Below are 11,345 nucleotides of genomic sequence, written 5' to 3'. Positions count from 1 at the left end.
CGTTTTTACAAACGCTCATAAGCATCCCGGCTATTTGAAAAAACATCTACCTTTTATTTTTTAGGATAGCAAAAGAAATCGGCCTTTTAACCTTAAACCTAAATTGTGCTTGATTTTAATTGTGCTTTGCCGGTTACCTTAGGGTGGCCGGCATTGTTTTTTTATAGATCGTCCTCCAACAAAAAAGCCCGCCAGTTATCCCGGCGAGCCTTCTTCATTAAAAGTAAGATCTTAAATAGCCTTATTCAATTACACTTAATTTTAGTGTATTGGTTTTTCCTTGTTTAATGATAGGAGTAGAAGCTGTGTTAACAACGATATCGCCTGTTTTAATCAGGTTTTCAGCTTTAAGCATGTTATTAACATCGGCAATAGTTTGGTCGGTACTTTCTAACTGATCATAGTAGAATGCCCTTACACCCCAAACAAGGCTAAGCGCGTTAAGCAACTGCTTGTTTGATGTAAAGATATAAGTACTTGCCTTAGGCCTGTGGCTTGATATTTCAAATGCAGTATAGCCTGATGTAGTCATTGAAACAATACCCACCGCGTTGCTTTGCTCAGCAATGTGTACGGTTGACTCGCAAAGCGCGTTGATCAGGAAGTCTGGAGATGCAGGATCCTTAACAACCGCTTCTTTAGGGGCATTGAAAGGATAGCCAAGCTCTTCAACGTTACGAACTATCTTAGCCATAGTTTCGATAACGATAACCGGAAACTCACCAACAGATGTTTCACCGCTTAGCATTACCGCGTCGGCGCCATCAAGTACAGAGTTTGCAACGTCATTCACTTCGGCACGGGTTGGGCGCGGGGTAGTAATCATTGACTCCAGCATCTGGGTAGCAACAATTACCGGTTTTGAAGCAGCGCGACATTTACGGGCAATCATTTTTTGCAACAATGGCACTTCTTCAAGCGGCATTTCAACACCCAGGTCACCACGGGCAACCATTACACCATCTGTAGCGGCAATAATGGCATCAATATTTTCAATGGCTTCAGGTTTTTCAACTTTAGCTATTACTTTAGCTGCAGAGCCGTTACGTGCAATAATACGTTTAAGGTCTACAATATCTTCGCCTGTACGAACGAAAGAAAGACCAATCCATTCAACATCCTGTTTAAGGGCGAATTCAAGGTTGATCAAATCCTCTTCTGTTAAGCTCGGGATAGATACTTTAGTGTTTGGCAGGTTAACACCTTTACGTGATGTTAAAATACCACCGTGAATTACCTCACATATAACTGTATCAACTTTGTTGGTTTCAATAACCCTTAATTGCAGCTTACCATCATCAAGCAAAATAATTTCGTTTGCCTGTACATCCTGCGGGAAGGTATCATAAGTAATGTAGATCTGCTCATCGTTACCAATGCACTCATGTGTGGTAATTTTGATGTGCGTTCCGTTAACTAAATGAATACCGCCATCCTTTACCAGGCCTATACGGATTTTAGGACCCTGTAAATCTGCAAGGATACCTACGTTGGTTTTGTATTGCTCGTTAATTTCACGGATAAGATCGATCACTACCTTATGATCTTCGGGCTTACCGTGCGAAAAATTAAGACGGCAAACGTTAACACCTGCCTTGATCATCGCTAATAAAACATCCTTTTTAGCTGATGCCGGCCCCATGGTGGCAACAATTTTTGTTCGATTATAGTATAGTTCCATATTATTCGGGTTAAAACTGGAGGGTATTTAATGATTGTAAAACCGACATTTTTTAAATTCGGCGCTAAAATAACAGATTTTCCCGTGATTTTATTTTTTTTGGATCAATCTTTACTGCCGCAACTATCTCCGGTATTTTATTGAGCGAAGAGATGATCGTATCAAGCTCATTATCATCTATATAGTTACGTATCATTAAAAAATAGTCGGCACTTTTTATTTCAGGCACCAGGTAACCGTCTGAGCCTTTATTGCCAATAAAGAAGAAATCCGTTTCGGTGGTTTCCCAACTGTAGCGGTATAATGAAAACAAAACAGGATCAGCCCCGGGGTAGATATCCACTTCGAGGTCGTCGTTTTTTACGAAATTAAAATTCAGGTACTTATTGATAAGGAAACAAACGCGATAGTCCTTAAGCGACGTTGTTATCGCAATGAGCACAAAATCAAAATCGATCTCAAACTTTAAAAATTTCCTGTTCAAAATCATTACTTTTACGCCGTCAAAATTACTAATACAAACTGTTTCAATAAAATTTTGTTTAGAGAATTATATTGTAAAAGTTTTAGATTTGTTTATTGACAGAATTTATTTTTCTTTGCACTGAATTTTTATTAATCATTAAACTATAAAGACTATGTCTGATATCGCTTCAAGAGTAAAAGCTATTATCGTAGAAAAACTGGGTGTTGACGAAAGTGAAGTTACGCCAGAAGCGAGTTTCACCAATGATCTTGGTGCCGACTCGTTAGACACCGTGGAATTAATCATGGAGTTTGAAAAAGAATTTAACGTGGCTATTCCTGACGATCAGGCTGAAACTATTGGCACTGTTGGCCAGGCAGTTGCTTACCTTGAAAAAAACGTTAAATAAGAACTCCCTAACTGGATTAAATGGAGTTTAAAAGAGTTGTAGTAACCGGGCTTGGAGCACTTACTCCTATTGGTAACACCGTTACAGATTACTGGAACGGATTGATCAATGGAGTAAGTGGCGCTGCCTTGATTAAAAGTTTTGATACCGAAAAATTCAAAACTAAGTTCGCGTGCGAAGTAAAAGGCTTTGACGCGGATGGTTTTTTGGGCCGTAAAGACGCCCGTAAATTGGATCCCTTTGTACAATACGCCTTATATTCAACAGAAGAGGCCGTAAAAGACGCGGGATTAGATTTTTCGAAACTGGATACCAGCCGTATAGGTGTTATCTGGGGTTCGGGCATTGGTGGTTTAAAAACTTTCCTTGACGAGGTTATGGCCTTTGCAAAAGGCGATGGTTCACCACGTTTTAACCCGTTCTTCATCCCTAAAATGATAGCCGACATAGCCCCTGGCCATATTTCTATTAAATATGGTTTGCGTGGCCCTAACTTCACTACCGTTTCTGCGTGTGCTTCATCAAACAATTCACTGATAGATTCATTTAACTATATCCGTTTGGGTAAAGCTAATATGTTTATCAGCGGTGGTTCTGAAGCTATCATCAACGAAGCCGGTATTGGTGGTTTTAACGCTATGCATGCATTATCAACCCGTAATGATGATCCGGCAACGGCATCACGTCCGTTTGATCTGGACAGGGATGGTTTTGTGGCCGGCGAAGGTGCTGGTACCATTATTTTAGAAGAGTTAGAACATGCTAAAGCCCGCGGCGCTAAAATATACGCCGAAATGATGGGTGGCGGCATGAGTGCCGATGCTTACCACATGACAGCCCCTCACCCCGATGGCCTGGGTGCTGCTTATGTAATGCGTGCAGCCCTTGAAGATGCTAACTTAACCCCTGCCGATATTGATTATGTGAACGTTCACGGAACATCAACCCCAATCGGTGACCCGCAGGAAGTTAAAGCGATACAGGACGTGTTTGGCGAAGATATCTACCGTATCAACATCAGTTCAACCAAATCAATGACAGGTCACCTTTTAGGTGCTGCCGGCGCGGTTGAAGCTATTGCTTCGATATTGGCATTGAAACATGGTATCATTCCACCAACCATTAACCACTTTACCGACGATCCTGCCTTTGATCCAAAGATCAATTTTACTTTCAATACCGCTCAAAAACGCGATATAAGGACGGTGCAGAGCAATGGATTTGGTTTTGGCGGCCACAATGCTTCTGTAATATTTAGAAAATACGAAGATTAATTGTGGTAATTTGATGCCTATCAATCGGTTCTACAAACTATATATATCCCCTAACCGGAAATATGTTAAAATATTAAAGAATTTGCTCGGCTTCGTGCCGGGCAATTTGTCTTTATACCGCATGGCTTTTCGCCATAAGTCGGTAGCGCAAAACATTAAGAAGGGGGTAAAGAACAGCAACGAGCGCCTGGAGTTTCTGGGTGATGCTGTATTGGGCAGTGTTATTGCCGAAGTACTTTTCAAATTATACCCTTATGAAGATGAGGGCTTCCTGACCGAATTGCGCTCAAAAATAGTGAGCCGCGTAAACCTCAACGCGCTCGGTAAAAAACTTGGCTTTGATAAACTCATTGAATATGATAACCGTATGCTTAACTCAAGCAGGCAGGGTTCATTATTGGGTGATGCTTTTGAGGCCCTGATTGGTGCAGTTTACCTGGATAAAGGGTACGACTTTACCAAAAACTTCCTGATCAATCATATCATAAAACCACATATTGATATCCACACGCTGGAGCAAACTGAAACCAATTTCAAGAGCAAACTCATTGAATGGTGCCAACGCCATGGTCGCGATATTATTTTTGAACTGGTAACTAACCAGGATGGCGAAAGCACCAAACTTTTCACTGTACAGGCTAACGTAGATGGCGAAGTAATGGGCTCGGGCAAGGAATTCAGCAAAAAGAATGCTGAAAAACTTGCTGCCGAAAAAGCCTGCGAAGCCTTAGGGATCTAATTCAAAAAAACTTTATTAATTAAAGAGGCGGTTGTTTCTCTTTTTTAAGCTGTACAGGGCCTTCGCCAAGCTTTACAGTTGAATCGGGCACGATGAATGTCGGGCTGTTTAACCTTTCCAGCTTATCTTTTTCGCTGCTGTTTTTATAATACTCATACGCCCGGATAGTATGCTTAATCAGGTCATAATCTGTCCAGGCTTTGATATCCTTATAGGTAGGCGTATAGTAATTCATGAATTTACGGGCAAGGCTGTCTGTAGCCAGGCCGGTATACTGCTTCACGAACGGAATGTTATAATGTTTATGAATTTCGGCCTGTTCCAGTTCGCTCTGGGCGTTTTGGGCAAAACGGCGTGCGCGATTGGGAGTTGTACCCAAAAGCTCGTAAAGACCAGTTACCGGGTTACTCAGGAAAGATAACACGGGCGGCTTTCCATCGTAAGTACTACCTTGTTTCTTATAATCTCTCAAAACCTCGTTTATCTCCTGCCTTTTAGTTTGGCCAACAACTTTTACCTCATCAAGCTTGATTATTGGCTGCATGTAAACAGGCATATCGCTGTTATTCAAAACCACTACTTTTTGTGGGGTGTAGTCATCCCGGGAGAAAAGCAAAGTATCACCAACGCGGGTTTTTATGCTGAACCAGCCAACATCGTCACTAAGTATCAGTGTTTTGGTATTCAGATCTTTAACAAAAACTTGTCCTACACGCTCATTGGTCACCTTTTTGGAGATAACACCCTTTACCGTAAATTCCTGAGCAGAAGCATAAACGGACATAAGGCATAGAACGCCTGTTACAAGCAGGTATAAATAGTTGCGCATCAGTGATAATTGAACGTAAATATAGGAACTCTATTTTACAGCAAATGTGAAAAAGTGTTAAAGGGCTTCGCATTGGTGGTTAGAGGATAGAGATTAGAGGTTTGTTTCGAAACGCCCAGGAAGCTAACGCCAAACTTTAACCATCAATGTCGATGTCCCGATACGCCTTTTCCAAGTGGAAAACACTAATCTCTAACCTCCAACCACTAATCTCTAAAATTACTATCTTTGCGCATGATAAAATCCATGACAGGGTATGGAATTGCCAGTTTTGATACCGGCAATACAAAATATACCGTAGAGGTTAAATCCCTGAACAGCAAATTTTTAGAATTATCGCTTCGTTTACCGAAGATTTTTGCCGAAAAAGAGTTTCAGCTGCGTACCGATTGCAGTAAACTCATCGAACGCGGTAAAGTTAATTTATCTATTAACACCGAGCAGGCGAGTCAGGCGGTAAAAGCTGCAGGTATTGATAAAGATCTGCTAAAACATTACTATAACCAACTTAAAGCCGTAAGTGAAGAACTTGGCGAGCCAGGCGGCAACCTACTTGAACTGGCATTAGGTTTACCTGAAGTTGTAAAATACGAAGAAGATACCATATCCGAAGATGAGTGGAAATCTGTTGAGAAAACTTTTCAACAGGCCATGGCTGCTTTCCAGGAATTCCGCACCCAGGAAGGGAATGTTATTGAACAGGAAATTAAAGGCCGCATCAGCACCATTTTGAAAAACCTGGAGCTTGTTGAACTGGAAGACCCTAAACGGGTTCCATTAATTCGCGAGCGCCTGGACACATTCTTAGCCGAAGCGGCGAGCCGCGAAGCTATCGACCAAAATCGCTTTGAACAGGAGTTGATCTACTATATTGATAAGCTTGATATTACCGAAGAAAAGGTAAGGCTGAAAGCGCATTGCGAATACTTTATAGAAACCCTGAAAAATGCCGACGCAAACGGTAAAAAACTGGGCTTCATTTCGCAGGAAATTGGTCGTGAGATCAACACATTAGGCTCAAAAGCCAACGATGCCAACATCCAGAAACTGGTAGTAGGCATGAAAGAAGAGCTTGAAAAAATTAAAGAACAACTGTTAAACGTATTGTAAAGTTCATAGATAATGGTTCATAGTTCATGGATTAATTTCATTACTATAACCAGCTATGAACCATGAACTATAAGCTATGAGCCAAAACGGTAAACTCATCATATTTTCGGCTCCGTCGGGTGCTGGTAAAACAACAATTGTACATCATTTGCTGGGGAAAATCCCTGAGCTTGAATTTTCCATTTCGGCTACCACGCGTGAGCGCCGCGGCGATGAAGTGCATGAGCAGGACTACTATTTCATTAGCAAGGAAGAGTTTTTGCACCGTATTGCAAAAAAACAATTTGTTGAATTTGAAGAGGTTTATACCGGTACTTTTTATGGTACACTCCGTACCGAAATTGAGCGCATTTGGGCGCAAGGCAAAACAGTAATATTCGATATCGACGTTGAAGGCGGACTTCACCTTAAACGTAAATATGGCGCCCAGGCACTGGCTATATTTGTTCAGCCCCCATCACTTGAGGTTTTAATTGAAAGATTGACCGGCAGGGGTACCGATAGCGAAGAAAAACTGAAAGAACGCTTTGCCAAGGCAGAAAAAGAACTTAAATACGCTCCGCAATTTGATATTATACTCAAAAATTACGATCTTGAAACGGCTTGCACAGAGGCAGAGGATTTAGTGAGCGCGTTTATTGGCCCCCCGGCCCCCTAAAGGGGGAGTGCAAAAAACTCATCTTGCACACCGGGACTATTTAATCTACAAAACTTTTAATTCCCCCTTTAGGGGGTTAGGGGGCACTACATGAAAATAGGCTTACTGTTTGGTTCGTTTAATCCTATACACATAGGGCATTTGATAATTGCTAATTATATGGCAAACCATACCTCGCTTGATAAGGTATGGCTAGTGGTATCACCCCAAAATCCGCTAAAAAAATATGGCGACCTGATCAACACTTACGACAGGTTGGAAATGGCTCGGTTAGCTACGGATAACGCAACCAATATTACCGTAAGCGATGTGGAACTGAAACTGCCACAGCCATCATATACCATTGATACCCTTGCCCATTTAAAAGAAAAATACCCGGAACACGAGTTTGCCCTGATAATGGGGTCTGACAATCTGGGCACGTTACATAAATGGAAAAATTATAAGCTTATCCTACGCGATTACCGCATTTTTGTATATCCGCGCCCAGGCTACGAAAATGCCGAACTGGCCGATCATCCATCAGTTACCATTACCATGACGCCGCTCATGGAGCTGTCGGCAACCTTCATCCGCAAATCCCTCGCCGAAAAAAAGAATGTACAATATTTTGTACCTGACCCGGTGTTGAAATTTATTGAGAGTAAGAGTTTGTACAGGTAGTCGAAGTACCTTATCTATAAAATACCCCAGCGTCCGTGTCCTCACGGGCGCTTTTTATTACATGCAAGTTGACCGTGAGGACACGGCCAAGCGGAGAACGAAAAGCGTCATTGCGAGGTACGAAGCAATCGCGAACTGCACAGGGACACATGCATAGCCACTCTGTAAAGTCGGGGATTGCTTCGTACCTCGCAATGACGGGTGTATAGAAATACGAAGTAATTTCTTAATCCACAAAGTGATATAAAAACACAACATCGCCGCTGAAGGCAGGCTTACGCTGGTCTTTTATTTCCATTTCGATGCTCATGGTAGCTTTGATCACGCCACGCAGGTTTAACAAACCAGCCAGCTTTACTTTCAGGCGCACCTCACTATCAACTAATACCGGCTGGGCAAAACGCAGGTTTTCGATCCCATAGTTAATTTCCATTTTCAGGTTGCCTATAGTTACGATTTCTTTCCACAGGTGAGGAATGAGCGAAAGCGTAAGATAGCCATGTGCTATGGTTGATTTAAAAGGACTTTCAGTTTTAGCCCTTTCAGGGTCGGTGTGAATCCATTGATGATCAAGCGTAGCATCAGCAAATTTATTGATCTGCTCCTGCGTAATAGTATGCCATGATGATACACCAAGGTCATTGCCTACCTGCTGTTCAAACTCCTGAAAATTATTAATTACAATCATACTGGTTTAATGATAGTTAGGGTGTTCTGTTTTGAAGCCGCAAAGGTATAAAATCTAACCAGTTATTCGCCCAGTAAAGCTTTCAGACTTTCAAGTGTATCGGCTTCTTCTTTGGGCTTATCATGCCGCCATCGCAAGATCCTCGGAAAACGCAACGCGATACCCGATTTATGCCGGGTTGATTTATTGATACCTTCAAAGCCTATTTCAAACACCAATTCTGGCTTTACGGTACGTACGGGGCCAAATTTTTCGATGGTGTTGCGTTTTATAAAATAGTCAACCTTGTTGATCTCTGCATCCGTAAGGCCCGAGTAGGCTTTGGCGAAAGGCACCAGCTTATCGCCATCCCAAACAGCGAAGGTATAATCGGTATACAAATCCGCCCGGCGACCGTGCCCTTTTTGAGCATAGATCATTACGGCATCAACCGATAGCGGGTCGATCTTCCATTTCCACCAGTCGCCTCGTTTACGACCAACCTGGTAAGCGGCGCTTTTACGCTTCAGCATAATCCCTTCGGCTATCATAGCGCGCGATTGCTCCCTGATGCTACCAAGCTGCTCCCAGGTTTCAAAGCCAATCAACGCCGAAATTCGAAATATTTCGGGGTATTGCGTTTCGGCCTGTAAATGTTCCAAAATCTCCCGTCTTTCGGCTTGAGTTTTATAGCGGATATCCTCGCCTTTATACTCCAGGCAATCATAAGCTATCACGGCAACGGGGCTTTCTTCCAGGATCTTTTTACTCAGGTTTTTCCGGCCGATACGGGTTTGCAGCACATTAAAAGGCATAGGTAAACCGTTCTGAAAACTGAGGATTTCTCCGTCAATCACTGTACCATCGGGCAGCCCGTTCAGGAAAGGGTGAAGTTCAGGAAACTTTTCGGTGGCGAGGTCTTCGCCCCGGCTCCAGATAAAAATTTCAGCGCCCCGCTTTATCATTTGCGCCCGGATGCCATCCCATTTCCATTCGGCCTGCCAGTCGGCGGCATCACCAAGGGCAATACCTACTTCGGCGGGTGTTTTTTGCTTTTCGGATGTTTCCTGTATTGGATAAGCTAAAAAGAAAGGGTAGGGGCGTGAAATATTTGCCGCGGCATCCTGTTCTTCCATCAGCTGCGAAAACTGATAAGTTTCGGGCAGCCAACTGCCCATTACACGATGGGTAAGTACAGCGGGTTCCAATCCGGAGATATCAGCCAATGCCTTAATCACCAGATTTTGTGATACGCCAACCCTGAAGCTACCGGTAAGCAGCTTGTTAAACACAAAGCGCTCCTGATTATCCAGCATCGCCCACGACTCCATCAGCCACTCCTTTTTTTCTTCTTCTGTTTTATCGTTAAGAGCATTAATCTCGGCTATCCACTCGGTAAGGGTTTTGCTGCTGCTCGCGTTGCTTTGCGGCATCAACAAAGCCATGGTTTCAGCCAAATCGCCTACTACATGATAGCTTTCCTCAAACAACCAGGCGGGAATGTGCGATGCCTCAATAGCCCAGTTACGAACAAGTGTTGAATTGATTTGCCGCTTGGGCCGCCGACCAGTAAAAAGGGCAAGCATGTGCATCTTATCAGTATCGGGCACGGTATTAAAATAGTCTTTTAATACCTTAACCTTTTCATTGGTTTTGTTGGTTTCGTCAAGCGATAAAAAGAGTTGCGCGAATGCTTTCATGAGATACCTCCTTCCCCCTCTAAATCTCCCCCGAGAGGGGAGACTTCACTTGAAGATTTATCATAGGTTTCAGGCTCCCTTTCTTCTGATGAAGGTTGAGGTGAGGTATCTTCCTCTTCGCCACCATAAAGCGTATGCACCTCACGTGCGTTAAAACCTATCTCACTTAAATATCTTGAAAAAGTGGCGGTGTAGCCGTGGGTAAGATAAACACACTCACAGCCCGTGGCGTCAATAGCACTGATGAGGCCGTCCCAGTCAGCGTGGTCAGACAGGACAAATCCCCTATCGGCAGCACGACGGCGTTTAGCTCCGCGGATAGCCATCCAGCCCGAGCAATAGCCAAAACTATAAGGCTGAAACTTGCGCATCCATGGCGTGCCCACCGATGAGGGCGGCGCTATAATAATGCCTTTCCTCACTTCTTCCTTCGAGCTCTCCTGTGTGATCCGTTCTGTTGGATTTAACAGCACACCATTGCGGCGCAAAGCTTCATTGGTATTTTCGATAACACCATGGGTATAAACCTTGCCGTTAAATAGATCGAGATTCTGCAGGATGCGCTGCGCTTTCCCTAATGAGTAACCTACGATCACTGTAGCCAGCCCGTTATCGATATTATTTCGCCACCAGCTATTGATCTCGTTAAATGTTTGTACCTGCGGTTTCCATTGATAAACCGGCATACCGAACGTACACTCGGAAATAAAGTGATGGCATTTAACCGGTTCAAAAGGGGTGGAGATACCGTCGTTTTCCACTTTATAATCGCCTGAAACCACCCAAACCTCACCTTTGTATTCAACCCGGATCTGTGCCGAACCAATTACGTGCCCTGCGGGATATAGCGATATGCTTACACCATTCTTTAGTACGGTTTCACCATACTCAACCGTTTGGAGGTTGATTTCGCCAAGGCGATACAACAACACCTCGCGTGACAGATGATGCGCTAAATAGTGTTTATGCCCCCAATAAGCATGATCGGCATGGGCATGGGTTATCACAGCATCATCAACCGGTTTCCAGGGATCGATATAAAATTTGCCCTGCGCACAGTAAATTCCTCTGTCAGTAAATTCAAGCAGCGGTTTTTTGGCCATGATGTATAAACTACTGATAAGCAAATTGGTTTGCCCCCCGGCCCCC

At 43.3% G+C, this 11,345-nt stretch carries 12 protein-coding genes; 6 read left to right on the top strand and 6 right to left on the bottom strand.

Translation table 11 applies throughout. From position 1 onward, the window contains the following. Positions 1–241: 241 nt before the first annotated feature. A complete protein-coding gene (gene pyk, locus EAH55_RS03475; protein ID WP_112574581.1) occupies positions 242–1,681 on the bottom strand; it encodes a pyruvate kinase in 1,440 nt (479 codons plus the stop codon). 64 nt (positions 1,682–1,745) lie between these two features. Continuing rightward, the gene (locus EAH55_RS03470; RefSeq protein WP_223818063.1) at positions 1,746–2,171 is read right to left on the bottom strand and encodes an IPExxxVDY family protein; all 426 of its coding nucleotides are present in this window, start codon (positions 2,169–2,171) and stop codon (positions 1,746–1,748) included. A gap of 148 nt (positions 2,172–2,319) precedes the next feature. Between EAH55_RS03470 and EAH55_RS03465 the strand changes: the two genes are divergently transcribed. The 3 genes from EAH55_RS03465 to rnc are packed head-to-tail and all read left to right on the top strand — an operon-like array spanning position 2,320 to position 4,569. Next, entirely contained in the window at positions 2,320–2,556 is a 237-nt protein-coding gene (locus EAH55_RS03465) for an acyl carrier protein (RefSeq protein WP_031266521.1), read from the top strand. Positions 2,557–2,576: 20 nt separating this feature from the next. Further along, entirely contained in the window at positions 2,577–3,830 is a 1,254-nt protein-coding gene (gene fabF / locus EAH55_RS03460) for a beta-ketoacyl-ACP synthase II (RefSeq protein WP_112574582.1), read from the top strand. 13 nt (positions 3,831–3,843) lie between these two features. Next, positions 3,844–4,569 carry a ribonuclease III gene (gene rnc, locus EAH55_RS03455; RefSeq protein WP_112574583.1) on the top strand — a complete coding sequence of 242 codons (726 nt, stop codon included), beginning with the start codon at positions 3,844–3,846 and terminating at the stop codon, positions 4,567–4,569. 19 nt (positions 4,570–4,588) lie between these two features. On the opposite strand, the gene EAH55_RS03450 is transcribed toward rnc, so the two are convergent. Beyond that, a complete protein-coding gene (locus EAH55_RS03450; RefSeq protein ID WP_121808489.1) occupies positions 4,589–5,398 on the bottom strand; it encodes a hypothetical protein in 810 nt (269 codons plus the stop codon). 234 nt (positions 5,399–5,632) lie between these two features. Here EAH55_RS03450 and EAH55_RS03445 point away from each other — a divergent pair, with 234 nt between their 5' ends. The 3 genes from EAH55_RS03445 to nadD all read left to right on the top strand — a co-directional run bounded on the left by EAH55_RS03445 (position 5,633) and on the right by nadD (position 7,829). Then, positions 5,633–6,508, top strand: a complete 876-nt coding sequence (locus EAH55_RS03445; RefSeq protein WP_223818062.1) for a YicC/YloC family endoribonuclease — start codon at positions 5,633–5,635, stop codon at positions 6,506–6,508. Positions 6,509–6,584: 76 nt separating this feature from the next. After that, entirely contained in the window at positions 6,585–7,166 is a 582-nt protein-coding gene (gene gmk, locus EAH55_RS03440) for a guanylate kinase (RefSeq protein ID WP_121808488.1), read from the top strand. Between the two features lie 90 nt (positions 7,167–7,256). After that, complete coding sequence (gene nadD, locus EAH55_RS03435) at positions 7,257–7,829, top strand: nicotinate (nicotinamide) nucleotide adenylyltransferase (RefSeq protein ID WP_112574588.1); 573 nt, start codon at positions 7,257–7,259, stop codon at positions 7,827–7,829. Between the two features lie 226 nt (positions 7,830–8,055). Here nadD and EAH55_RS03430 read toward each other — a convergent pair whose 3' ends face one another. The 3 genes from EAH55_RS03430 to EAH55_RS03420 all read right to left on the bottom strand — a co-directional run bounded on the left by EAH55_RS03430 (position 8,056) and on the right by EAH55_RS03420 (position 11,299). Beyond that, on the bottom strand, positions 8,056–8,517 hold the full coding sequence (locus EAH55_RS03430; RefSeq protein WP_112574589.1) for a MaoC family dehydratase: 462 nt from the start codon (positions 8,515–8,517) through the stop codon (positions 8,056–8,058). Between the two features lie 62 nt (positions 8,518–8,579). Beyond that, complete coding sequence (locus tag EAH55_RS03425) at positions 8,580–10,196, bottom strand: ATP-dependent DNA ligase (RefSeq protein WP_121808487.1); 1,617 nt, start codon at positions 10,194–10,196, stop codon at positions 8,580–8,582. Then, entirely contained in the window at positions 10,193–11,299 is a 1,107-nt protein-coding gene (locus EAH55_RS03420) for a ligase-associated DNA damage response exonuclease (RefSeq protein ID WP_121808486.1), read from the bottom strand. The genes EAH55_RS03425 and EAH55_RS03420 overlap by 4 nt, the downstream gene beginning before the upstream one ends. Positions 11,300–11,345: the final 46 nt, after the last annotated feature.

The sequence above is a fragment of the Mucilaginibacter kameinonensis genome, assembly GCF_003675385.1.
GTDB lineage: Bacteria > Bacteroidota > Bacteroidia > Sphingobacteriales > Sphingobacteriaceae > Mucilaginibacter > Mucilaginibacter kameinonensis.
This window is presented reverse-complemented; position numbering and strand designations above follow the sequence as displayed.